This is a genomic window from Streptomyces sp. NPDC037389 (genome assembly GCF_040636475.1).
GTDB lineage: Bacteria > Actinomycetota > Actinomycetes > Streptomycetales > Streptomycetaceae > Streptomyces > Streptomyces hesseae.
In genome coordinates this window covers 137,763-160,363 of sequence record NZ_JBEZUS010000006.1, presented here as the reverse complement: position 1 = coordinate 160,363, position 22,601 = coordinate 137,763, and the positions used below count along the sequence as shown (strand labels likewise).

At 73.7% G+C, this 22,601-nt stretch carries 18 protein-coding genes and 2 pseudogenes; 10 read left to right on the top strand and 10 right to left on the bottom strand.

The genetic code is table 11. The features are described from left to right. Positions 1–9: 9 nt before the first annotated feature. Positions 10–930: a LysR substrate-binding domain-containing protein gene (locus AB0E98_RS15230; protein ID WP_361702369.1), complete on the bottom strand. Its 921-nt coding sequence runs from the start codon at positions 928–930 to the stop codon at positions 10–12. Between the two features lie 162 nt (positions 931–1,092). On the opposite strand from AB0E98_RS15230, the pseudogene AB0E98_RS15225 reads away from it, so the two are divergent. Together AB0E98_RS15225 and AB0E98_RS15220 are read left to right on the top strand one after the other, a co-directional pair. Next, positions 1,093–2,312: pseudogene (locus AB0E98_RS15225) on the top strand (transposase). Between the two features lie 126 nt (positions 2,313–2,438). Next, complete coding sequence (locus AB0E98_RS15220) at positions 2,439–3,089, top strand: MarR family transcriptional regulator (protein WP_361702367.1); 651 nt, start codon at positions 2,439–2,441, stop codon at positions 3,087–3,089. A 75-nt stretch (positions 3,090–3,164) separates the two neighbouring features. Here the strand turns inward: AB0E98_RS15220 and AB0E98_RS15215 are convergent, their stop codons facing one another. The 3 genes from AB0E98_RS15215 to AB0E98_RS15205 form a co-directional block, all read right to left on the bottom strand. Next, positions 3,165–3,896: a phenylalanine--tRNA ligase beta subunit-related protein gene (locus AB0E98_RS15215; protein ID WP_361702365.1), complete on the bottom strand. Its 732-nt coding sequence runs from the start codon at positions 3,894–3,896 to the stop codon at positions 3,165–3,167. Between the two features lie 68 nt (positions 3,897–3,964). After that, positions 3,965–5,395: a PLP-dependent aminotransferase family protein gene (locus AB0E98_RS15210; protein ID WP_361702363.1), complete on the bottom strand. Its 1,431-nt coding sequence runs from the start codon at positions 5,393–5,395 to the stop codon at positions 3,965–3,967. A gap of 121 nt (positions 5,396–5,516) precedes the next feature. After that, the gene (locus AB0E98_RS15205) at positions 5,517–6,488 is read right to left on the bottom strand and encodes a DJ-1/PfpI family protein (protein WP_361702362.1); all 972 of its coding nucleotides are present in this window, start codon (positions 6,486–6,488) and stop codon (positions 5,517–5,519) included. Positions 6,489–6,649: 161 nt separating this feature from the next. On the opposite strand from AB0E98_RS15205, the gene AB0E98_RS15200 reads away from it, so the two are divergent. The 3 genes from AB0E98_RS15200 (at position 6,650) to AB0E98_RS15190 (ending at position 9,720) form a co-directional block, all read left to right on the top strand. Beyond that, entirely contained in the window at positions 6,650–7,741 is a 1,092-nt protein-coding gene (locus AB0E98_RS15200) for a PP2C family protein-serine/threonine phosphatase (protein WP_361702361.1), read from the top strand. A gap of 73 nt (positions 7,742–7,814) precedes the next feature. Further along, entirely contained in the window at positions 7,815–9,212 is a 1,398-nt protein-coding gene (locus AB0E98_RS15195; protein ID WP_361702359.1) for an MFS transporter, read from the top strand. 40 nt (positions 9,213–9,252) lie between these two features. After that, on the top strand, positions 9,253–9,720 hold the full coding sequence (locus AB0E98_RS15190; protein ID WP_361702357.1) for a MarR family transcriptional regulator: 468 nt from the start codon (positions 9,253–9,255) through the stop codon (positions 9,718–9,720). Between the two features lie 125 nt (positions 9,721–9,845). On the opposite strand, the gene AB0E98_RS15185 is transcribed toward AB0E98_RS15190, so the two are convergent. Then, positions 9,846–10,319: a carboxymuconolactone decarboxylase family protein gene (locus tag AB0E98_RS15185; RefSeq protein WP_361702355.1), complete on the bottom strand. Its 474-nt coding sequence runs from the start codon at positions 10,317–10,319 to the stop codon at positions 9,846–9,848. Positions 10,320–10,504: 185 nt separating this feature from the next. On the opposite strand from AB0E98_RS15185, the gene AB0E98_RS15180 reads away from it, so the two are divergent. Then, a complete protein-coding gene (locus AB0E98_RS15180; protein WP_361702353.1) occupies positions 10,505–11,395 on the top strand; it encodes a methyltransferase domain-containing protein in 891 nt (296 codons plus the stop codon). A gap of 120 nt (positions 11,396–11,515) precedes the next feature. On the opposite strand, the gene AB0E98_RS15175 is transcribed toward AB0E98_RS15180, so the two are convergent. Beyond that, on the bottom strand, positions 11,516–12,079 hold the full coding sequence (locus tag AB0E98_RS15175) for a hypothetical protein (RefSeq protein ID WP_361702352.1): 564 nt from the start codon (positions 12,077–12,079) through the stop codon (positions 11,516–11,518). A gap of 203 nt (positions 12,080–12,282) precedes the next feature. Here AB0E98_RS15175 and AB0E98_RS15170 point away from each other — a divergent pair. Both AB0E98_RS15170 and AB0E98_RS15165 read left to right on the top strand, forming a co-directional pair. Continuing rightward, positions 12,283–12,639 (top strand): annotated as a pseudogene (locus tag AB0E98_RS15170) (RNA-binding S4 domain-containing protein); the annotation flags it as partial. A 123-nt stretch (positions 12,640–12,762) separates the two neighbouring features. Beyond that, entirely contained in the window at positions 12,763–13,872 is a 1,110-nt protein-coding gene (locus AB0E98_RS15165; RefSeq protein ID WP_361702351.1) for a hypothetical protein, read from the top strand. Positions 13,873–13,896: 24 nt separating this feature from the next. On the opposite strand, the gene AB0E98_RS15160 is transcribed toward AB0E98_RS15165, so the two are convergent. Genes AB0E98_RS15160 through AB0E98_RS15150 form a run of 3 tightly spaced genes read right to left on the bottom strand, consistent with a single transcriptional unit; the run spans position 13,897 to position 18,093 of the window. Next, positions 13,897–14,883, bottom strand: coding sequence for a serine/threonine-protein kinase (locus AB0E98_RS15160; RefSeq protein WP_361702349.1), 987 nt, complete (start codon positions 14,881–14,883; stop codon positions 13,897–13,899). Continuing rightward, entirely contained in the window at positions 14,883–15,716 is an 834-nt protein-coding gene (locus AB0E98_RS15155; protein WP_361702347.1) for a hypothetical protein, read from the bottom strand. Before AB0E98_RS15155 ends, AB0E98_RS15160 begins: the two co-directional genes overlap by 1 nt. 7 nt (positions 15,717–15,723) lie before the next feature. Then, positions 15,724–18,093, bottom strand: coding sequence for an ATP-binding cassette domain-containing protein (locus AB0E98_RS15150; protein WP_361702345.1), 2,370 nt, complete (start codon positions 18,091–18,093; stop codon positions 15,724–15,726). Between the two features lie 94 nt (positions 18,094–18,187). On the opposite strand from AB0E98_RS15150, the gene AB0E98_RS15145 reads away from it, so the two are divergent. Together AB0E98_RS15145 and AB0E98_RS15140 are read left to right on the top strand one after the other, a co-directional pair. Then, entirely contained in the window at positions 18,188–18,610 is a 423-nt protein-coding gene (locus AB0E98_RS15145; protein WP_361702344.1) for a gamma-glutamylcyclotransferase family protein, read from the top strand. Between the two features lie 391 nt (positions 18,611–19,001). Next, entirely contained in the window at positions 19,002–20,762 is a 1,761-nt protein-coding gene (locus tag AB0E98_RS15140; RefSeq protein ID WP_361702795.1) for a M4 family metallopeptidase, read from the top strand. Between the two features lie 452 nt (positions 20,763–21,214). Here AB0E98_RS15140 and AB0E98_RS15135 read toward each other — a convergent pair whose 3' ends face one another. Continuing rightward, the gene (locus AB0E98_RS15135; RefSeq protein ID WP_361702342.1) at positions 21,215–22,462 is read right to left on the bottom strand and encodes a streptophobe family protein; all 1,248 of its coding nucleotides are present in this window, start codon (positions 22,460–22,462) and stop codon (positions 21,215–21,217) included. Positions 22,463–22,601: the final 139 nt, after the last annotated feature.

The window sequence follows — 22,601 nt, the reverse complement described above, 5'->3', positions numbered from 1 at the left end:
GGCGGCCCCTCATACCTTCCACGACCTGTTCCGCCATGAACTCATGGCCCCGGAGGCATGATCCGGGCCCATGGCCAGCCGGCGGAAGTCCTGGGCCGCGGGGGAGAGGTAGGAGTCCCGGCGCCATACGAGGGTCAGCGTCCGGTGGCAGTCCGCGGCGTCCAGCCGCAGCCAGGCCACCGGGCTGTGCCCGCCGAGGGTCTGCCGCGCGACGGCGGGCATGAGGCCGAGGCCCAGTCCGGCGCCGATCAGCTCGGGGGTGGCGGCGGCCTCGTCGCCCTCGCAGACCACCCTCGGCGTGAGCCCCTCGCGGGCGAAGAGCCGCTCCAGCAGGGCGCGCTGCCAGTGGCCGGGGCGCGTGCTGACGAACTCCTCGTCCGCCAGCTCCGCCACCGTCACCCGCTCCCGGCCGGCCAGCGGATGCCCGGGCGGCACGGCCAGCAGCACCTCCTCCCGCACCAGCTCCACCGCGCACAGCCCGGGGCCGGCCAGCGGCTGGGAGGCGACCGCGAAGTCCACCTCGCCCGAGCGCAGATGACGCCGCATCGACGCCGGCGGCGCCTGGAACAGCCGCACCCCCACCCCGGGGCGGTGGGCGCGGAGGGCGGCCAGCACCCCGCCCAGCTGGACCAGGGTCTCGGCGGCGATGGCGACCCGGCCCGGGCCGTCACCGGTGGCGTCGGCGAGCTCGCGCCGGGCGTCGTCGAGTTCGGCCAGCATCCGCTCGACGCGGCGCAGGAAGGCCGCGCCGTGCTCGTTGAGCCGTATCCGGCGGCCCTGGCGCTCGAAGAGCGGAGTGCCGAGTTCTGATTCGAGCCGGATGATGGTCCGGCTCAGTGACGGCTGGGCGACGCGGAGTTCCTCGGCGGCCCGGCTGATGTGCTCGTGGCGGGCCACGGCCCGGAAATATCGCAGCGACAGGAGATCCATCAGGGTCTAAGTCAGGGGACGCCCCGCGTTAGCGGGGTGGGGAATGGCTTCTCTCAACTGCTCTGACCTGTCTTTTCCTACGGATCCGCACTGTTGTCAGTGGCCGCCGGTAGGGTGAACACGCTGTCTTTGACCAGCGAAAACTGAAGGGGGGTGGGCCACATGATCCGTGCCTACAAGTTCTTGCTGCGTCCCACTGTCCGGCAGGATACCGCGCTCGGTGAGATGCTGCGAGATCACTGCTCGCTGTACAACGGCGCGTTGCAAGAGCGTCGTGACGCCCGGCGTCACACCTCGAAGACGACGATCCGGTATGGGATCAGTCCGCGCAGCTCAAGGAGATCCGGGCGTTCGCCCCGGAGCGTCAGGGCCGCTGGTCTTTCTCCTCCCAGCAGGCGACGTTGCGGCGCCTGGACAAGGCGTTCCAGGCGTTCTTCCGCCGTGTGAAGGCCGGCCTCACGCCCGGCTGCCCCAGGTTCAAGGGCGTCGGTCACTTCGACACGGTGATGTTCCCGAAGGACGGGGACGGCTGCCGCTGGGACTCCACCCCGCACGACACTCAAACCCGCGTCCGCTTCCAGGGCGTCGGGCACGTCCGCGTCCACCAGCACCGGCCCGTGCGCGGCCGGGTCAAGACGGTCAGCGTCAAGCGCGAGGGCAAGCACTGGTACGTCATCCTCGCCTGCGACGACGTGCCTGCCGAACCGCTGCCAAAGACGGACAGCATCGTGGGTGTCGACATGGGCGTGGCGCACTTCCTGACCACCTCGAACGGCCAGCACGTCGAGAACCCTCGCTTCCTCGACGTCTCGACCGGCGAGCTCGCCGAGGCACAGCAGCACCTTTCGACGTTTCCCAAGCGCACCAGGCGCCGGACGAGGAAGCACCGGGCGGCGGCGCGGAAGGTCGCCAAGCTGCACGCGAAGATCCGGCGTCAGCGCCTGGATCACCACCACAAGACCGCTCTTGCCCTGGTCCGCGCGCACGATGTGATCGGGCACGAGAAGCTGAACACGGCCGGGATGACCAAATCTCCGGCACCCAGTCCCGACCCCGAGCGGCCCGGCGCGTTCCTGCGCAACGGGGCCGCTGCGAAGGCCGGGCTGAACCGCAGCATCCTCGACGCGGGTTGGGGACTGTTCCTCGGAATCCTGGTGAACAAGGCTGAGAGCGCCGGTCGCCGCGTGATCCCGGTGGACGCCCGCAACACCTCCCGCACGTGCCCGCCCGCGATCGGTGGATGCGGACACGTCGCCAAGAAGAACCGCGTCACCCAAGCGAAGTTCGAATGCGTCAAGTGCGGCCTGGTGGAGAACGCCGACCGCGTGGGCGCGCTGAACGTTCTGCACAGGGCCGGGCTGGTCCTCTGCGACGGTGCCTAGCCACCGATCCAGGAAGCCCGCGCGTTTACGCGTGGGTGGAGTCACGACGGCAGTCTCGCGGAATCGGAATCGGAATCGGCCATTCGGCCGACCCGCCGCCGGCCCGGCCCTCCTAGCCCGGGCCGCATGTACCGGAACCAAGCACTCGTCGGCCGTACCGCCGCCACGCTGCGGCTTCTGGACCGGCATCCGGAGGACGGCGTCACCGGACGCCGGCTGACCGACACCCTCGACATCCCGGCCGTCGACGCCACGGCCCTGCTGCGGAGCCTGGAGGCGGAAGGGCTGGTCCGGCAGGAACCGGACGGCGCCTTCCGGCTGGCCGGGCCCCTGAGCGGGCCCGCCGCCGACTGCAACGACCTGCGCGCCGCCGCCATGAACTGGGCGGACAAGCTCGCCGCGCACAGCGGCATGAGCGTCCACCTGGCGGTGGGGCACCCGGAAGGGGCGCAGATCGTCCACCACGTCTTCCGGCCCGACAACACCCCGCAGCGCCTGGAGACGGGTGACGTGCGGCCCGCGACCGGTGCCCTGGCACGGGCCCTGGCCGGTCCGCGCGACGGGCGCGTCGTCTACACGACGGACATGGCTCGGCCTGGAATGGCCTCCCTGGCCATGGCTGTCCGCTGCCCTGGGCCGGAGCCCGCCGCTGGCGCGCTGAGCCTCACGGGCCCGTGCCGCGCCTTGGATCCGGCGTGGCCGGAGTCCCGGTGGTGCCGTGGGCTGCTGCGAGAGGCCGCGGACCGGATCGAGCGCGCACTCGTCGCCGGGCGCTGAGCGGTCACCGCGGGCCGGTGGGGGCTGGTCGCGCAGTTCCCCGCGCCCCTAAGGGGCACCCCCCTTGCGGGGCGCTCAGCGGACCAGGCGCGACGCCGTCCTCGCCCCCGGGCTGCTCTCCGCGAGGGCCGTCACCAGTGCGTCCCCGGCCGTCGTCAGTGCCGTGTCGTCGAGCGGGCCGAGGGCGTCGAGGATGAAGACCGCTCGCGTGGTGGTGAGGGTCAGGCGGGTGCGGGTGCACTGGCGCCAGTTCCAGCGGCGGCACGTGACGCCGGCGTCGTCGCGCCAGACCACTTCGCCGGGCGGGCAGTGCTCGGTCACGGTCTCGCCGCCGCCCGTCGTCTCGAACGGCTCCTCGCCCGTGGCGCGGACCAGCCGGGCCGGGCCGCGGTAGTGGTCGAGGTCCTCGCCGCCCAGCGGCAGGACGTGGGCGACCGAGATCGCGTTGTAGATGTCGGTCAGCCGGTCCACCCGCGGCAGCCCCGCCGGCACGCGGCGCAGCAGCGCCTCCGCGCTGGGGCGGGTGCGCTGCGGCTTGGCGCCGAAGGCGCGGAACGTCTCGCGCCAGGCGGCCAGGTGGGGGTGGTCCTCGGGGGCGGTGCGGGCGAGCCACTCGCGGGCGGTCTCCTCCGCCCCGGCGAGCAGCTTCTCGCCGGCGTCGTCGCTGGGGCCGGGCATCAGGCCCTCCGCGACGACGACCAGCGCCCGGTAGTCGGGCCGCAGCTCCCGTACGGCGGTGTCGACGGCCACGGCCTCGAGCCAGGCCCCGATGTCGGCGGTGTCGACGGTTCCGGTGCCGGTTGTCATGCCTGCTCCTCGGGTCGGTACGGTTCCTCGGACCCTTCAGAGCAGCATCATGAACCAAAGGGTTCTGTTTACTGTACCTCGCCCATCGGTGGCAGCGCCCCGCACAACGCCTCCAGCGCCCCCGTGAAGCCGTGCTCGGGCGGAGTGCCGTACCCCACGACCAGGCCGTCGCCCGGCACCCCGGTGGCCTCCCCGTGCCGGTAGCCGCCGAGCCCCTCCACGGCCAGCCCCTGCCGGGCGGCGGCCTGGACGACGGCCCGTTCCGTGCCCGGCGGGAGCTCCAGCACCGCGTGCAGCCCGGCCGCGATCCCGGTGACCCGGACGTGCGGCGCGGACTCCGCGAGGGCCGCCACGAGCCGGTCACGACGCCGCCGGTAGTGGCGGCGCATCCGGCGGACGTGCCGGTCGTACGCGCCCGAGGTGATGAACTCGGCGAGCGTCAGCTGCTCCAGGGCGCTCGTCCAGGACTCCCGTTCGCCCTTCGCCTCCAGCACCGCGTCCACGAGGTGCCCCGGCAGCACCATCCAGCCCAGCCGCAGCGCGGGGGAGAGGCTCTTGCTGGCCGTGCCGATGTAGACGACCCGTTCGGGATCGAGGCTCTGGACCGCCCCGACGGGGCGGCGGTCGTAGCGGAACTCGCCGTCGTAGTCGTCCTCCAGGACCAGCCCGCCCGACCTCCGCGCCCAGTCGACGAGCGCGACCCGTCGCCCGGGGTGGAGGGGACCGCCGGTCGGGAACTGGTGGGCGGGGGTGAGCAGGGCCGCGTTCACGCCGGTCGTGGGCAGCAGGTCGACGCGCGCGCCGTGTTCGTCGATGGGCAGGTCGGCCGTCCGCAGCCCGGCCTCGGTGAGGAGGTCGCGGTGGAAGCCGAGCCCGTACGACTCCACGGCGACCGTGCCCTCCAGCACCCGGCCCAGCAGCCGCAGGGCGTTGGCGAAGCCGGCGCAGACGACGACGCGTTCGGGGTCGGTCCGTACGCCGCGCGCCCGTGCGAGGTAGTCGGCGAGGGCGTGGCGGAGCTCGGGGCGACCCCGGGGGTCGCCGGGCCCGAAGGCCTCGCCGGGTGCGGCCGTCAGGGCGCGGCGGGTGGCGGCGACCCAGGCGGCGCGGGGGAAGGCGGCCGCGTCGGGGGTGCCCTGCACCAGATTGTGGACGGGGCCGCGGAGCCGGGTGGGGGCCGTGGGGCGGCGGGGGTGCTCGGCGCGGGGCGGTTCCGCCCGGTGGGCGACGCGGGTGCCGGAGCCCTGCCGGGCGATGAGCCAGCCCTCGGCGGCGAGTTCGGCGTACGCGTCGGCGACGGTGTTGCGGGCCACGCCCAGATCGGCGGCGAGGGAGCGGTAGGGAGGGAGCCGGGTGCCGGGCGCCAGCCGGCCCGTCCGGACGGCGTCGCGCAGGGCCCGTATCAGCGCGCCGCGCCGCCCGCCGGGGCCGTCCGGCAGCTCAAGGTGGAGATCGCTGCCGGGGCTGCCCACAGCCGTCTCACCAGCGGAATTGACCATCGGTATCACCGGTGAATTGCACCATGGGGCCGGTCCGTTCCCCATCCGGGGTCGCTCGCCCCCGGGGTGTGCAAGGCCATGATCGCACTCACTGACGACCGGTGCCGTACGAGGACGGCGGTCAGACCCTGCGGAAGCGGTCGCGGTACGCGGCCGGGGACACCCCCGTCTCGCGGACGAACGCGCGACGCATCGTCTCGACCGTGCCGAAGCCGCACTGCCCGGCGATGGTGTCGACGCCGTCCGGCGTGCTCTCCAGCAGGGCCCGCGCGGCGGCGACCCGGGCCCGCTCGACGTACGCGCCGGGGCTGGTGCCCACCTGCTGGCTGAACAGCCTGCTGAAGTGGCGCCGGCTCATGCCCAGGCGGGCGGCGAGCGTGGGCACCGACAGATCCCCCGCCGGATGGGCGTCGATGTCCTCGACCAGGTCGCGCAGGGCGCCCCCGCGCGGCGGGTCGCCGCGCGTCCAGGTGCTGAACTGGGACTGCCCGCCGGGGCGCTGTATGAAGACGACCAGGTATTTGGCGACGGCGCGGGCCGCCTCCGGCCCGAGGTCGTCCTCCAGCAGCGCCAGGGTGAGGTCGATGCCCGCTGTCACCCCGGCCGAGGTCACGACCGCCCCGTCGCGGACGAAGATGGCGTCCGGCTCGACCGATACGGCGGGGTAGCCGGCGGCCAGTTCGGAGCAGAACGCCCAGTGCGTGGTGGCCCGCCGCCCGTCCAGGAGTCCGGCCTCGGCCAGCACGAACGCCCCCGTGCACACCGAGCCCGTCCGCCGCGCCCCGGCGGCGAGCCGCCGTACGTGCCGGACCAGTTCGCGGTCCGACGCGGCGGCGGCGTAGCCCCGGCCGCCGGCCACCATCAGGGTGTCCGGCGGCTTGCGGATCCGGGTCAGGTCCGCCGAGACGCCCAACTGCGCCTCGGCGGAGGTGGCTACGGACCGGCCGCCCAGCGAGGCCAGACGCACCCGGTAGCCGGTGTCCGCCTCGCCGCCTGCCCGGTCGAGGACATCCAACGGCCCCGCGACGTCCAGCAATTGCACTCCGTCGTACACGACGATCAGGACGTCGCGCGTCACCACCTTGCCGCTCACAGACCCATCATCGAGCGCCGTCCCGGTGGCGCACCGCCGAACGGGTCAGCGATCACCTTTATGGAGTAATGTCCTTTTTTCTGGGCATAGGACAGCGTATGCCATGAAGGAGGGCGGTGCGGTTGCGGCGCCCCACCCGCCACCTAGGGTGGAGGGCAGTCATGAAGCGAGACCCCGGCCCCGATGTGCCCGGGGCGGCCCCGGCGCTGCCCCGCGGTGTGCGCCCGCTCGTCGTGGCGGCCTATGTGCTGCTCGCGGCCGCCGTCGCGCTGGACCTCTCCACCAACCCCTCGCTGACCTTCTCCCCGGTGCTGGCCACCGCCCCCGCGCTCGCCAGCCTCGGCACCCGCAGCGCCCGCGTCCCCCTGACGACCGGACTGATCGCGCTGCTGCTCGTCGCCCCGCTCGCCCTCGCCGACCCCGGCGTCGCCCTGCCCGTCCACCTCACGGCCGGGGCCACCGTCCTGGCCATCACCTGCGTCTCCACCGCCAACGTCGTCCTCGTCTCGACCCGCGAGCGCCAGCTGCTCCAGACCCGCTCGGTCGCCGAGGCCGCCCAGCGCGCCCTGCTGCGCCCCGCGCCGGAGCGGATCGGCGGCCTGCGGATCGCCGTGCGCTACGCCTCGGCGGCGGCCGAGGCGCGGGTGGGCGGGGATCTGTACGAGGTGCTGGGCACCCCGTACGGGACGCGGCTGCTGCTCGGCGACGTGCGGGGCAAGGGGCTGGGCGCCGTCGAGACCGCCGCCGACGTCCTCGGCGCCTTCCGGGAGGCCGCCCAGGTCGAGCCCGGGCTCGACGGGGTGGCCCGGCGGCTGGACGCCACCGTCTTCCGGCGCGGCGTCGGCGAGGAATTCGTGACGGCCGTGCTCCTCGGGGTGCCGGTGCGGGGCGGCCCGGTGGAATTGGTCGACTGCGGGCATCTGCCGCCGCTGCTGTGGCGCGCGGGCGAGGTCACCGAGATCCAGTCGCCCGAGCCCGACCCGCCACTGGCCCTGCGGCAGCTGAACCCCGGCCCGTACCACCTCATGCGCACCCCCTTCGCGCCGGGCGACACGCTCGTGCTCTACACGGACGGGGTGACGGAGGCCCGCGACGCGGCCGGGCGCTTCTATCCGCTGGGCGAGCGGCTGGCGGGACTGCCCGACCTGACGCCGGCGCATCTGGCGGACCGGATCGTGGCCGATCTGCGGGACTACACGGGGGGTGAGCTGGCGGACGACGCGGCGTTGCTGATCGTCCGCAGGGAGCGGTGACCTCCGGTCCCGGTGCGATAAAAATAGAAAGGCAACCTTGCAAGGTGAGCTTCTGAAAAGCTAGCCTTTCCCCATGCCGCTTCCCTCGTCCGGGCCTCCCCGGTCCATAGGCTTCGGCCCCCGCTTCGTGGCGCCGATCGTCATCGGGTCGATGCTCAACCCGGTCAACTCGACCATGATCTCCACGGCCCTCGTCCCCATCGGCCGCGCGCTCGGCACGGGCGCGGCCGGCACAGCCTGGCTGGTCTCCGGCCTCTACGCGGCCAGCGCCGTCGCCCAGCCCGCGATGGGCAAGATCGCCGACCGGTTCGGCCCCCGCCGGGTCTACGCGGCCGGACTGGTCCTGGTGGCACTGGCCGGACTCGCCGGGCTACGGGCGGGCTCACTGGACCAGCTGATCGCGGTCCGGGTGGCCCTGGGCGTCGGGACCTCCGCCGCCTACCCCGCCGCGATGGCCATGATCCGCGCCCAGTCCGCCCGCCTCCGGCGGGAACCGCCGGGCGGCGTCCTCGGCGCCCTCACCATCGCCGGCCTCGCCAGCGCGGCGGTCGGCCCGGCCCTCGGCGGACTGCTGACCGGACTCGCCGGATGGCGCTCCATCTTCGGCGTCAACGTCCCGCTCGCGGCGGTGGGACTCCTCCTCACCCTGGCCTGGCTGCCCAAGGACACCCCGCGCCCGGCCGGCGAACGGGAGTCCGCCTGGACGGCCCTCGACCCGCTGGGCGCCACCCTGTTCGCCGGCGTCACCCTGCCCGCCGTGCTCTTCCTGATGAGCCTCGACCACCCCCGGTGGTCCCTGCTCGCGCTGGGCGGCGCGCTCGCGGCGGCGCTCGTCGCCTGGGAGCTCAGGGCCCGCCGTCCCTTCCTCGACCTGCGGATGCTGGCGGCCAACCGCCCACTGGTGCGCACCTACGTCCGCTACGCCACGGCCTTCCTCGTCCTCTACTGCGTCCTCTACGGCTATACGCAGTGGCTGGAGGAGTCCGCCGGCCACTCCACGACGACCACGGGGCTGTTGATGCTGCCGATGTCGGTGGTGGCGGCCGTGGCCTCCTGGCTGGGTTCGCGCCGCAAGCGGGTGCGCGGCCCGCTGCTCCTCGGCACCGGCGCCATGGTGCTGGCCACCGGGGTGCTGCTGTGTGCCGGGCCGGACAGCCCCGTACTGCTCCTCGTCGCCCTCGGCGCCCTCTTCGGGCTGCCCAACGGCCTGAACGCCGTGGGCAATCAGACCGCCCTGTACGCCCAGGCCCCCGCCGGGCAGACGGGCACCGCCGCCGGCCTCTTCCGCACCGCGCAGTACACGGGCGCCATCGCCGCTTCCAGCCTGATCGGCCTGTTCTACGGGGACCACGCCTCCACGTCCGGGCTCCACGCCATCGCCCTCGTCCTGGGCGCGCTGAGCGTGCTCCTGCTGCTGGCGACCCTGGCGGACCGCGACCTGCCGCGCGGTGGCCCGGGCCGTGCGGCATGAGGCACCGGCCGGGGCCGCGGTCGAAAGGTACCCTTGCTTGATGAAGGACCGAGAGCAGCCCCCCGCCGCCCCCGCCCCGTCCGCCGAACTGGCCGAGGCGGCCGCCAGGCTCCGTGTGCTCACGGGGCAGTTGACGCGCCGTCTGCGCGCGGCCTCGGAGGGCACGGACGTGACGCTGTCACAGGCCTCCGCCCTCAGCAGGCTCGACCGCGAGGGGCCCGCCACCACCGTGGCCCTGGCCCGCGCCGAGCGCGTACGCCCGCAGTCGATGGGCGCGACCCTCGCCGCCCTGGAGGAGTCCGGCCTCGTCGAGCGCACCCCGCACCCCAGCGACCGCCGCCAGGCCATCATGTCCCTCACCGAACAGGGCCGCATCCGGCTCGCGGAGGTCCGCCGGGAGCGCGAGGGGTGGATCGCCGGCGCCCTGGCGGAGCGCCTGGACGAGCGCGAACAGGCCGTGGTCGTCGAGGCGCTCGGCCTGCTCGCACGCTTGGCGGAGGAGGAGTAGGGGGCTGCTGCCCGTTCGGGCGCCGGCCCCCGCCCGCCCGGCGTTCCGGCAGCGAAATCCCCGTTGGGGTGCGGCTTTTGAGCCGTTCCCGGTGAGGGACCGCGCTGCCTTGCGTCAGGGCGTCGTCAGCTGAACTGGCCGGGGCGGTAGTCGCCGGCGGGCTGCCGGGTGATGACGTTCAGCCGGTTGAAGGCGTTGATGACGGCGATCAGGGAGACAAGAGCGTTGAGCTGCTCCTCGTCGTAGTGCGCGACGGCTCCGGCCCACACTTCGTCCGATACCCCGCCGGGCGTGTCGGCGAGGCGGGTGCCTTGTTCCGTCAGCTCCAGCGCCGCGCGCTCGGCCTCGGTGAAGACGGTGGCCTCCCGCCACGCCGCGACCAGGTGGAGACGCGTCGGGTCCTCACCGGCGGCGGTGGCGTCCTTGGTGTGCATGTCGAGGCAGTAGCCGCAGCCGTTGATCTGGCTCGCGCGGATCTTCACCAGTTCCTGCGTCGCGGCGGGCAGCGCGGAGTCCGCCACCGCCTTGTTCGCCGAGACGAGGTACTTGAGGACCTTGCCGGTGGTCGGGCTGCCGAAGGCGTTCAGTCGTGCGTCCATGGCGGGTGTTCCTCCGTCGTTGTCGATGGCTGCACACCCAGGACGGACTCGGCTCGGCAGGATGTGACACGATCCAGTGTGACGTGCGTCTCTCTCGGGGGCGGCATGACACCACCGAGGTGCCGGATCCGCATGGCCGGTTCGCGCCGTAGGCGCATCGCGTGTGCGCCCTTACCGTGAAAGCCATGGCAGCGGATGAACCGGACGAACAGCCCATCGGCGCGCACCCCTTGCCGACGCCCGAGGAGGTCGGCGCCGCGTACGACACATTCGGCCACCTCTACGGGCTGATCCTCGGCGACTCGGCCATCCACATCGGCATGTGGGCACCCCCCGACGGACCGTCGACCGCCGCGTCCCTGACCGGCCTGGCCAACGCGGCCATGGACCGGCAGACGGACCACTACGTCGAGGCCCTGGGACTCGGCCCCGACGACCACCTGCTCGACATCGGCTGCGGCACCGGCGGCCCCGCCGTCCGGCTGGCGCGGGCGACCGGCGCGCGTGTCACAGGCATCACCGTCAGCGCCGAGCAGGTGTCGTCGAGCCAGGAGAGGGCACGTGAGGCAGGGCTCGCCGACCGGGTGCGATTCGCCCTCGGCGACGCCATGAAACTCTCGGACGACCACCCCGACGCGGCCTACGACGCCGCGTGGGCCATCGACTCATTCGCCCACATGTCCGACCGCCGTGCCGCCCTCCACAACGCCTGGCGCGTACTGCGCCCCGGCGGGCGCCTGCTGCTCACCGAGTTCACCCACCGCGGTGACCCCCGCCCCGAGCACCTGGCCGCGTTCCGCACGGTGTGGAGCTCCCCGCCGCCGCGACTGCCGGCCGAGGTGCTCGCCTTGACGGAGCGGGCCGGTTTCGACCTCCTGCGGATCGAGAACCACACCGGCAGCCTCCAGGTCACCGGGGACCTGATGAGCGTCCTGTACCACGACCACCACGAGCAGATCCTGCGTCGCTACGGGTCCGAGACCGTGGCCGGCATGGACGCCATGATGCCGGTGCTGCGCGAGTTCCTCCGGGACCACCTCGGGTACCACGTCTTCCTTCTGCGCAAGCCGCGCTGACCCGGGCGCGAGGGTCGCGCCGTCCTTCGGGCGCGCGGCGGCCCGGGATCCGGCCCGGGCCGCCCGGGACGGCCACCCCGGCCGGCCACCCCGGACGGCCCGTCGGCCGGTGGGCCGGGCCTACTCGGCCGTCACCTGCGTGCTCGCCGCCACCGGCGCGCTGCCGGAGACCGCGCACTCCACCGTCACGCCGAAGACGTGCACCTTCGCCGTACCGGGGGTGAAGGTCGTGGTGCCGGCGGCGTCGAGTTTGACGGAGGCCGTGCCGCCGGTGAGGGTCACGCCCGAACCGCTGGGCACCGGGTCGGGGTTGGTGAAGCCGGTGGCCGTCACGGTGCCGGACGCGGCGCCGCCGAGGGCGAGGTCGAGCTCGCCGGTGACGGCCTGCGCGGGGACGCTGATCGGTACCTTCAGCTGGGTGGCGGCCTCAAGGGTGAGATCCGCCGTGCCGCCCTGCGGGACGCTCGCCGGAGCGGTCACGGTGACCTGGAGCGACTGGACGTCGCTGGGCGCGCCCGGGCCGGTGCAGGTGTAGCTGACGGACACCGTGTCCGCCGCGGCGGACGGCGCGCCCAGGCCGAGGCCGGCGCTCGCCAGGGCGGCCACGAAGGCCGCGGCGGCCGCGGCGCGTGCGCGGTGCCGGTTGCCGATGACGGTGTTCCTGGAGCCGATGGCAGCGTTCATCGCCGTACTCCCATCCGGCCGGGAGCGGCCCCTGCGGACCGCCGACGGCTGCGAAGAGTCGGGGGTTGAGGTGAACACGACATCAGTCGCACGGGGAGGTACAGAAGTCAACGGACTCCCGGGCCCGGCAGGCGAAACGCCGACGGTAATCGGCCATGCCGGTGGGGTCCCCTAGGCTTACGGGCATGGAGACAGAGGGAGGGGCGGTACGGATCGACGCCTGGATCTGGTCCGTACGGCTCACCAAGACACGCTCGATCGCCGCCACGGCCTGTCGCGCCGGGCACGTCCGGCTCAACGGGGAGCGGGTCAAGCCCGCCCAGACCGTCCGGCCCGGGGACGAGGTGCGGCTGCGGCAGGAGGGCTACGAACGGGTCGTGGTCGTCAAGCGGCTCATCCGCAAGCGCGTCGGCGCGCCCGTCGCCGTCGAGTGCTACGAGGACAACAGCCCGCCGCCACCGCCGCGCGAGGCCGTCGCCCCCGCCGGTGTCCGCGACCGGGGCGCGGGCCGGCCCACGAAGCGCGACCGGCGCGAAATGGAGCACCTGCGCGGCCACTGACGGAAGACGTGGGATTTCCGTTCCGCGTGGGAACCATCAGCTGTGGACGGCCCTCTCTGAGGCCGGACGCGTACACACGTACGTCGAGCACGGGATACACACCCACATTGCGGGGGGCGGTACATGACATTCAAGGTCGCGCAGCGGCGGACGTCGGCGGCACGGAAAGTCACGGTCAGAACGGCGGCCGCGCTGGCCGCCGGACTGGCGCTCGTCATGGGCGTGGCGGCGACGGGCCAGGCGGCCGCCGCCACGCCGGCCGGGGGCATCACCCCGGCCAAGCCCGGCTGTGACGGCGCGGAGCAGGCCGGCGCCATGAGCGCCGCGCCCGCGTGGGCCGCGGCGCACCAGCCGGCGCCGGTGCCGGCCCTCACCGGTACCGCCGCGCAGAACGTCGCGTACGGCATGCCGGGCCAGTTGCCCATCGGTCTGTGGTCGGACTCCGGCGTCACCCTGCGCACGCCCGTCACCAAGGGCACGGTCCGCCTGGACGTCTCGAGCAAAGGCTTCAGCACCGACTCCCTGACGGTGCAGCGCTACGAGCCGCGTGCCCACCGATGGGTCGACCTGGACAGCAAGTCGGGCCCCGGCTCCTTCCCCACCCGCGGCGTCCTCTCCTTCCCGGTGTCCGCGCCGGACGCGAGCCCCAAGCACCCGGTCGGCATCGCCCTGCGGCTCCAGGACCTCGACCGGCCCGGCACCCTCACCGTCGCCGCCTCCCTCGACGACGGCCGGGGCCACACCTACCGTGCCCCCGTCCGTACCGCCGAGGCCACCCGGCCGAAGGTCACCGTGACCGGCTGGGACCGGGGCGCCACCCTGCGGCGCGGAGGGGCGGGGCGCACCGTCACGGTCACGGTGAAGAACACCACCGACCGGGCCTACCCCGCCCTGAACGGCTCGTACTTCGCCTACGGCGCGGGCGGCTCGCACGCCCTGACGCCCAAGGACCTGACGCTGTCCCAGTACCGCACGGACCGGGGCTGGGCGCGCGTCCCACTGGTCGCGGGCGGCTGCGACCCGGGCATGAGCGCCGCCCTGCTGCCCACCACCGGGAAGCGCCTGCTCGCGCCCGGCGAGACGGCCGTCTACCGGCTGAAGGTCGCCGTCGCCCGGACCGCCCCGCGCGATGTGACCCACGCGGACGCGGGATTCACCGTCGGCAACGGCGACGCGTCCTTCCTCTCCCAGGAGCTGCCCTTCATGATCCCCGGCGGCACGCCGGGCCGGTGACCCGGGCTCGAGCGGGGTACGGCGTCAGCCCGTACCCCGCTCGGGGAAGGCCACCGCCGCCCAGTCCGGCGGGGGAGGCGGCGGCGCCGCCGCCTCCCCCGGCGCCGGTCTCGCCCGTCCCGTCCGCCGCAGCGCGGTCACGAACCGCAGACAGCTGTCGAAACGGTCGTCCGGCGCCTTGGCCAGCGCCGTCGCCAGGACGTCGTCGACGTCCGGGGGCAGCCCCGGCAGCAGCTCCGAGAGCCGTGGCGGCGGCTCGTACTGATGGGCCCACAGCAGCGCCATGTCGTCCTCGCGCCGGAACGGCGGCGCTCCCGTCAGCATCTCGAAGACGACGCAGGCCAGGCTGTAGACGTCGCAGCGACCGTCCACGGGCTTGCCCGAGATCTGCTCGGGCGCGACGTAGTCCAGCGTGCCGACGAACTGGCCCACCCGTGTGTAGCCGGTCAGCGACAGGGACTTCTTCGTGAGCCCGAAGTCGGTGAGATAGACGTGCTCGGGGTGGTCGGCGTCGGTGCCCTCGGCGACCAGGATGTTGCCGGGCTTGACGTCCCGGTGGACCAGGTCGTGGGCGTGCGCGGCGTCCAGGGCGGAGGCGACCTGGCCGGCGATCCGGGCCGTGACGGGCAGGGGCAGCGGGCCCTCGCGGTCGAGGAGGGCCCGCAGGTCCTGGCCGGGGACGTAGCGCATGGCGATGTAGAGGACGCCCTCCACCTCACCGGCCTCGAACACCGGCACGATGTGGGGGTGGTCGATGGCGGCGGCCACTTTCGACTCATGGCTGAAGCGGCGTCGGAAGGTGTCGTTCCGGGCGAGCTCGGGGGCGAGGAGCTTGAGGGCGACGGTGCGGTCGAGCCGGAGGTCCGTGGCGCGGTAGACGACGGCCATGCCGCCCCGGCCGATCTCGCTCTCGATGCGGTAGCCCGCGATCCGGTGCCCTGTCAGGCCGCCGGGCCCGGCCCCGAGCGACACGTCGGGGCGTGCGGGGCGCTCCTCCTGATCCCCGGCCATCACCGGCCACCGCCGTCAGGCCGCGCGGGCCGGGATCCGCCCGGGCCGCCCCCGGGGCGGGGGGACCGGCTCTCGCCGTCGAGGCGGGTGGAGCCCGCGTCCCCGGCCCCGGGCCCGGCGGAGCCGGGGCTCGCGCCGTTGAGCCGCGTGGAGCCCGCGCCGTCGTCGTCTTCGCCGGGGCCGGCAGATCGCCCCGCGCTCCCGCCGTCCAGCCGCGTGGAGCCCGCGCTGCCGCCGGCCGTCCCGGTCACCCCGGCCTGGCCGGGGCCCGGGCCCGCGTCGTCCAGTCGTGTCGCCCCCGGCGCGCCCCGTTCCGGTGATGGTTCGCCACCGGTGACGGCTGTCGTCGTCGTGCCGTCGCTGTAGCACCAGCGGTCGCCCGCCACGTCGTACAGCCAGATCTCCTCGCCCGCCACGACCACCCCGATCCGCAGGCCCCGCGTCGTGTGCCGGAACGTCTCGTCGTCGATCCGGCCCGCCGCCAGCTCCTCCACCGCCCGCCGGTAGCGCCCCAGCGACTCCTCCAGCCCGGCCAGCAGTTCTCGCGCGTCCGACGTGCGGACGAGCGCCCCGGCCGCCCCGGGCGGGTGCTGCGGCAGGGTGACCAGCAGCCGGGCGTCCACCCACGCCGACCAGCCGTTGGAGCACAGCACCTGCCCCCAGTCGCCGCTCCGGGCCAGCAGCCGCACCGGCAGCAGTGGGTCCAGCGGCTCGGTCGGCACGGCCGCGTCGGGGGCCGTCCACGTGGGCAGGCCCTCGTTCGGCACGACATGGGTCGGCCGGAAACCGGGGACGTCCGGCATCGCGCCGGACGAGAGGGGAACCGTGCTCATCGCGCCGTCACTTCCGCATGACCGCCGGCTCGTGGCGGCGCAGCAGCCGGGCGACCAGGAAGGCGAAGACGAGGGCCAGCACCACCATCATGCTCATGTCGAGCAGCCAGGTGCCGACGGCGTGCCGGAAGAGCGGGTCGGCCCCGCTCCCGCCCTTCGGCGGGAGCTGGCCGCTCTCGGGCGGGATGTGGGTGAAGTCGATGGTCGCGCTCATCGCCGCCAGCGCCCAGCGCGACGGCACCAGCCAGGAGAGCTGCTCCAGCACCAGCTTGCCGTTGAGCTCGATCATCCCGCCGCAGAAGACGACCTGGACGAGGGTGATGAGCACCAGCAGCGGCATGGTGACCTCCTCCCTGCGCACCAGCGCCGACACCAGCAGGCCCAGCAGCATGGAGGTGAACGACAACAGCGCCAGGGCGAGCGTCATCTCGAGCAGCGGCGGCATGAGCACGCCCTGGCCCTTGGGCGCGCGGGTGTCCACCCCGCCGAGGCCCACGACGGCCAGGACGATCGCCTGCGCCACCGTGATCACGCCCAGGACCAGGATCTTCGACATCACATACGCGGACCGGGACAGCCCGACGGCGCGTTCGCGCCGGTAGATGACGCGTTCCTTGACGAGTTCGCGCACGGCGTTGGCCACTCCCGTCAGCACGCCTCCCACACAGAGGATCAGCAGCACGGTGTTGGCCTTGTCGGCGGAGGCGAAGCGGGTGCCGGAGGACAGCCGGGCCATGGCGCCGGTGAGGAAGGGCAGCGCGACCATGATGATCAGGAAGGTCCGGTCGGCGCTGAGCGCCATCACATAGCGGCGCATCAGGGTCCACAGCTGGGCGCCCCAGGTCTGCGCCTTGGCCGGCGCGGGGGCCGCCTCCGGCGCGGGCGGCGCGCCCAGGCGCGGCTGGTCGGTGGCGGAGGCGATGTACTGCCGGTAGTGGGGCGAGGAGCGGTACTCGCCCGCCCAGTCACGGTCCTTGTCGTTCTCGAACGCCTCGAAGGCCTCGGGCCACTGGCCGAAGCCGAAGAAGGCGGGCATGTCCCCGGGCGGCCCGTAGAAGGCGGTCCGTCCGCCGGGGGCGAGGAACAGCAGCCGGTCGCAGACGTCCAGGCTGAGCACGCTGTGGGTGACGACGATGACGGTGCGGCCGTCGTCGGCGAGGCCGCGCAGCATGTTCATCACCGAGCGGTCCATGCCCGGGTCGAGGCCGGAGGTCGGCTCGTCGAGGAAGAGCAGCGAAGGCTTCGTCAGCAGCTCCAGCGCGACGCTGACGCGTTTGCGCTGGCCGCCCGAGAGGCTGTGGATGGGCTGGTCGGCGCGCTGCTCCAGGCCCAGTTCGCCGATGACCTCCTCGACCCGGGCCCGGCGTTCGGCCTTGGCGGTGTCGCCGGGGAAGCGCAGCTCGGCGGCGTAGTTCAGGGCCCGGCGCACGGTCAGCTGGGTGTGGAGGATGTCGTCCTGGGGGACGAGCCCGATGCGGGCCCGCAGCTCGGCGTAGTCCCGGTAGAGGTCGCGGCCGTCGTAGAGGACGGTGCCGCGGTCGGCGGGGCGCAGTCCGGTGAGGGCGTTGAGCAGGGTCGACTTGCCGGCGCCGCTGGGTCCCACGACGGCGAGGAGGCACTTGGCGCCGACGGGGAAGGAGACGTCGTCCAGCAGGGTCTTGCGGCCCGCGTCGACCTCCACGGTCAGGTCCTGGACGTCGAGCGAGACCTCGCCGGTGTCGACGTACTCCTGGAGCTGGTCGCCGACCAGGCTGAACGCCGAGTGGCCGATGCCGACGATGTCGCCCGGCCCGACGAGGGCGCGCTGCACCGCGTGGCCGTTGAGGTAGGTGCCGTTGTGGCTGCCGAGGTCGACGATCTCGTAGCCGCCGCCGGGGAGGGCGCGCAGCTCGGCGTGGGTCCGGGAGACGATCAGGTCGTCCAGGACGAGGTCGTTCTCGGCGGCGCGGCCGATCCGCACGGTGCGGGTGGGCAGGGGGCGTACGGACGTGGGCTGCCGGAAGGTGCTGGTGCCGGAGGGGTGGGAGACGGAGGAGGGCCGGTCGTCGGGGTGCGGCAGGACCTCGGTGACATGGACGGCGGGCCCGTCGGAGGGGTTGCCGAAGCGGACGACGCTGCCGGGGCCCACGTCGAGCGAGGTCACGCGGTGGCCCTCGGCGTAGGTGCCGTTGGTGCTGCCGCTGTCCTCCAGCGTCCAGTGGTCCGCGACGGCGCGCAGGGTGGCGTGGTGCCACGAGACGCGCCCGTCGTGCAGCACGATGTCGCTGAGGGGGTCGCGCCCCACGTGGTAGATCCTGCCGGGGCTCATCACCCGCGAGCCGCCGTCGGCCTCGACGACGAGCTCGGGTGCCGAGGGCGCGACCGAGCGCTCTCCCATGCCTCTAGGCTACGGCCGACCCCCGCCGCCCGCCTTTCGGCGGCGGCAGGGGGAGACGGATGGCCGGGCGACGGCCGGGGAAGGGAGCACGGGAGTGACGGCGGAGGACTCCGGAGGGCTGCCTGTCTTCGTCTACGGCACGCTGCGGCCCGGGCGGCACAATCACGACCGCTTCCTGCTCGGCCGGACGGTGACGGAGGAGCCCGCGCGGATGCGGGGCGCGGTGTTGTACGAGGGGCCGGGGTATCCGTACGCGGTGGCGGACGCGGAGGGCGAGATCCGCGGTGAGCTGATCACCGTGGCGCCGGGGGAGTACGGCCGGGTGCTGGCCGAGCTCGACGCGCTGGAGGACTACCGTCCGGGCGATCCCCGCAATTCGTACGAGCGTGTGGTGCGCGAGGTGCGGGTGGAGGGCGGCGGTCCGGTGCGGGGATGGGTGTATCTCGCGGCGGACCGGACGGCGCGCCGGCTGCGGGCGTCGGGGAACCGGGTGCCGGGCGGCGACTGGCGGGGGTAGCGACGGGCCGCGTCTCACATAGTGATCAGTCGGCCAACATGGGCAACCTTCGGGGGCGTTGCCGCGTCCTCCCCCGCAAGTCGACAGGAAGTTGCGCTGTCGTAACGGTGTGTTGGGGATTTGTAAACGGTAGATCAACTGTTCGGACAAGAAGCCCCTTCGCCCTTCTCATGGGCATGCCAATGGGTGCAAGGTCATCCACGGGACCTGGACCAGGGGTCCCCGTGGTGCGGCAGAACCGGCACCGCGTGCACGCAGGCGGTCCGGTCATCCGAACCGCCCTCATGGCAAAGGGCGCTGAAACGTGCGTACATCCCCCACAAGCTCCATATCGGCCTCGACCGGCAGACGCGCGCTGACCATCGCCGTCGCGGTGGTCGCCGCGGCGACCATGGCCGGCACGGCCGCGGCCGACACCATCCCGTCCCACTCCTCGGACAAGGCCCCGGCCGCGACCGCCGTGACCACCGCGACCAGTGGTGTTCAGGCGGACGTCGTCAAGGCCGCGCGGAGCGCCGCCGTCGCGAACGCGGCCGCCACCGGCGTCACTTCGGCGGACACGCTGAACGTCAAGGACGTCCTGACCGACCCCGAAGGGAAGCGGCACGTCCGCTTCGAGCGGTCCCAGCACGGCGTCGCCGTCATCGGTGGCGACCTGGTCGTCCACCTGGACGCGAAGAACTCCTACCTGGGCGTGACCCGTTCGGCCAACCGCCAGGTCACCGTCCCCAGCGTCACCCCCAAGCTCAGCGCCTCCGACGCCGCCGCCAAGGCCGCCGCGTCGGCCGACGGCACCGCCGCCGGCAAGCCCGAGCTGGTGGTGGACGCCCGCGCCGACAAGGCCGTCCTCGCCTACCGGGTGACCGTCACCGGCACCCCGAAGACCGAGGCCGGTGCCGCCCACTCGGTGCTCGTCGACGCCGCGTCCGGCAAGGTCATCAGCAAGACGCCGCTCTCCGACGCGTTCATCTCGCCCGCCCTGAAGGCGAAGCTGCGCGAGCAGGGCGCCCAGGCCGCCCCGCGCACCAACACCAAGCCCCTGCCCGGGCCGGTCAAGCCCGCCGCGGGCGCCTTCCCGGCGCAGGCCACCGGCAGCGGCTCGTCGATCTTCGTCGGCAATGTGCCGCTGATCACGACCCAGACCGCGAAGAGCTCCTTCACCCTGAAGGACCCCAGCCGCGGCAACGCCGAGACCCGCAACGCGGGCCGTCAGCAGCTGGGCACCTTCGCCGGCGGCAAGGCCTTCACCGACAGCGACAACAAGTGGGGCAACGGCGCGGCGTCGGACGCCGCCAGCGCGGCGGTGGACGCCCAGTACGGCATCACCGCCACGTTCGACTACTACAAGAAGACGTTCAGCCGGAACGGCATCAAGAACGACGGCGTCGGCCCGCACGCCCTCGTCCACTTCGGCAGCAACGTCGGCAACGCCTTCTGGTCCCCCGACTGCGGCTGCATGCTGTACGGCGACGGCGATGGAAAAACGTTCAAGCAGCCGCTGGTCGCGCTGGACGTCACCGGTCACGAGCTGACCCACGGCGTCGTCGAGGCCACCGCGAACTTCCAGCCCACGCGCGTCGACGACGACCAGAACCAGTTCGGCGAGGCGGGCTCGCTCAACGAGTCCTTCGCCGACATCTTCGGCACGGGCGTGGAGTTCGCCACCAACAACCCGGCCAACCCGCCGAACTACCTCCTCGGCGAGAAGCTCGGCCTCCAGCAGACCTTCCTGCGCCGCCTCGACAAGCCGTCGCTGGACAAGCTCGAGGGCACGGTCGACTTCTGGGACGAGGGCTCCTACGACCGTGAGGTCCACGCGGGCTCCGGCGTCTCCTCGCACGCCTTCTACCTGCTGGCCGAGGGCAGCGGCAAGAAGACGATCGGCGGCTTCACATACGACTCGCCGACCTCCGACGGCTCCACGGTGACCGGCATCGGCCGCGACAAGGCGGAGCAGATCTTCTACCGCGCGCTGAGCCGCTACCTGGTCTCCACCAGCGACTTCCACGACGCCCGCAAGGCCACCCTCCAGGCGGCCGCGGACATCTACGGTCAGGACGGCGCGGAGTACAAGGCCGTGGACGCGGCGTGGGCCGGGGTGAACGTCACCGAGGCGAACACGCCTTCCACCAACGCCAACCTGAAGCGGTGACGTCGGCGCCTCCGGCGCCGACTGGACGGGCGCGTCGTGTGACGCGCCGCGCGACGGGCTGACCGGGGACCCGGTCGCCCGGGGGCCGTGACCGGCGAAGACCGCCGGTCACGGCCTCGCGTGCGTGGACGGGTCGTGGCTCCGCCCGCCCCTACGGGCCGGACGGAGCCCGGGCTCACCTGCCCGGGCGGAACCCGCCCACCTGGGTCGGCTCTGCTCCGGCAGGGCCGGGCCCATTCCGCCTGGGCGGGGCGAGCCTCACCCGGGACGGACGCGCCTTGTCCGGGCCGGACCCGCCCGTCCGGATGGGACCTGCCCGGAAGGAGCCCGCTCGGGTCCGCGTCCGCCCAGGCCGAACCTGTCCCGCCCAGGCCGCCGCCACCCGGGTGGGAACCGCCCCGCTCAGGCCGGGCACCCCATCCCGACGAACCCCGCCCGGACGGGCACCCCGCTCACCCCGCCCGTCCCGCCTCCTCGCGGCGGCGCAGGTACCCCACGAGCACCCCGCCCAGGAATCCCGCCACCAGCCCCCACAGCAACCCCAGGCCCACCAGCGGCAATAGTCGCGCGTCGAGGGTCACCTCGCCGCCGAAGTCGCCCAGGTCGCCGATGCCCAGCAGGGACAGTCCGTAGCGGGCCGAGACGCGGGTGAGCAGTCCGATCGTCAGCAGGGCCAGCGCCAGCGTCACCGCGAGCCGGATCGCGAGTCGCCAGGGGCTCGTTCCGGCGGGGGAACGCACGGCCGTGAGGAAGCCCGTCGCCAGGAGGGCCAGGGCGGCCAGCAGGGCCAGGAGCCAGGCCCGTCCGTCCTGGGCGGAGAGCGAGGACAGGTCCACCGTCGCGGTCCCCTGCCCGCCCTCCCGCAGGACCGCCGCGAGCGCCTGCGGCATCGGCAGGCCGATGCCGTCCGGGACCCGCCCCTCCCACGTGCCGCCCAGTCCGATCCCGAGCCCCGTCCAGGCGAGGTTGGGCAGCCCCAGCAGCAGGACCGCGAACGTCCGGTCGGCGTGGCCGCGCGTGGCGGCCACCACCAGGCCCGCGAGCAGGCCGAGCACCACATAGCCCAGCAGCAGCACCAGCACCGCGAACGCCGCCGGGCGGACGGAGTCCTGGAAACGCAGCAGCCGCGAGGGCAGCGGCGTCCTACGGGAGACGGCCGTCGCCACGACCAGCAGGACCAGCAGCCACAGCAGCCCGTAGCCGACCGTCGGCCCGGTCGCGGCGCGGAAGCCGACCGTGGGCGTGACGCCCAGCGCCGCGCCGAGCTCGTCGAGGATGTCCTCGTCCAGGCGGATGCGGAACGTGTGCCGGGCCGCCCGCGCGACGAGCAGCAGCGCCACCAGCCACACCACGGCCGTACGGGCGGCCCGGCCGAGGAACGCGGCGCCGCTCGCCACCGCGTGATGGCGCATCGGGAGCAGGAAGACCACCGCGAGCGCCAGGGCCCCGGCGAGGGTCACCGACAGCGGTACGACGGCCAGCCCCGCGCCCGTACGGCCGAGGAAGCCGGCGCCACCCGACAGCTCGACGGTCCCGCCGACGGCGCAGACGACGGTGGCCGCGACCACGGGGGCCAGCGCGTCGGCGCCCAGGGCCCCCGCCCCGGCGGCCCACAGGCCGAGCGCGGCGACCGCGACCATGGCGGCCACTCCGGCGGCCACGGCCGCGAGGGCGTCCCCCCAGGCACGCAGCTCGCTCATGTCGCCAACGTAAGCCAGTAGCCGGTACGCCACCCGTCCGGGCGCGCGAGCGGGGGACGCAGGGCGGGTCGGGCGGGGGAAAGACGCGTGACGGCAACTTGCGGGGCCCATGGGTCTGGTACACACAATGTGCGCAGGG

Bases quoted from the DNA above. Each gene is read 5' to 3' on its own strand.
- AB0E98_RS15190 (WP_361702357.1), top strand. From the start codon at position 9,253: ATGAAGGACCGAGAGCAGCCCCCCGCCGCCCCCGCCCCGTCCGCCGAA.
- AB0E98_RS15200 (WP_361702361.1), top strand. From the start codon at position 6,650: ATGAAGCGAGACCCCGGCCCCGATGTGCCCGGGGCGGCCCCGGCGCTG.
- AB0E98_RS15135 (WP_361702342.1), bottom strand. From the start codon at position 22,462: ATGAGCGAGCTGCGTGCCTGGGGGGACGCCCTCGCGGCCGTGGCCGCC.
- AB0E98_RS15180 (WP_361702353.1), top strand. From the start codon at position 10,505: ATGGCAGCGGATGAACCGGACGAACAGCCCATCGGCGCGCACCCCTTG.
- AB0E98_RS15195 (WP_361702359.1), top strand. From the start codon at position 7,815: ATGCCGCTTCCCTCGTCCGGGCCTCCCCGGTCCATAGGCTTCGGCCCC.
- AB0E98_RS15140 (WP_361702795.1), top strand. From the start codon at position 19,002: ATGGCCGGCACGGCCGCGGCCGACACCATCCCGTCCCACTCCTCGGAC.
- AB0E98_RS15160 (WP_361702349.1), bottom strand. From the start codon at position 14,883: ATGGCCGGGGATCAGGAGGAGCGCCCCGCACGCCCCGACGTGTCGCTC.
- AB0E98_RS15210 (WP_361702363.1), bottom strand. From the start codon at position 5,395: ATGGTCAATTCCGCTGGTGAGACGGCTGTGGGCAGCCCCGGCAGCGAT.
- AB0E98_RS15215 (WP_361702365.1), bottom strand. From the start codon at position 3,896: ATGACAACCGGCACCGGAACCGTCGACACCGCCGACATCGGGGCCTGG.
- AB0E98_RS15230 (WP_361702369.1), bottom strand. From the start codon at position 930: ATGGATCTCCTGTCGCTGCGATATTTCCGGGCCGTGGCCCGCCACGAG.
- AB0E98_RS15165 (WP_361702351.1), top strand. From the start codon at position 12,763: ATGACATTCAAGGTCGCGCAGCGGCGGACGTCGGCGGCACGGAAAGTC.
- AB0E98_RS15175 (WP_361702352.1), bottom strand. From the start codon at position 12,079: ATGAACGCTGCCATCGGCTCCAGGAACACCGTCATCGGCAACCGGCAC.
- AB0E98_RS15150 (WP_361702345.1), bottom strand. From the start codon at position 18,093: ATGGGAGAGCGCTCGGTCGCGCCCTCGGCACCCGAGCTCGTCGTCGAG.
- AB0E98_RS15155 (WP_361702347.1), bottom strand. From the start codon at position 15,716: ATGAGCACGGTTCCCCTCTCGTCCGGCGCGATGCCGGACGTCCCCGGT.
- AB0E98_RS15185 (WP_361702355.1), bottom strand. From the start codon at position 10,319: ATGGACGCACGACTGAACGCCTTCGGCAGCCCGACCACCGGCAAGGTC.
- AB0E98_RS15220 (WP_361702367.1), top strand. From the start codon at position 2,439: ATGTACCGGAACCAAGCACTCGTCGGCCGTACCGCCGCCACGCTGCGG.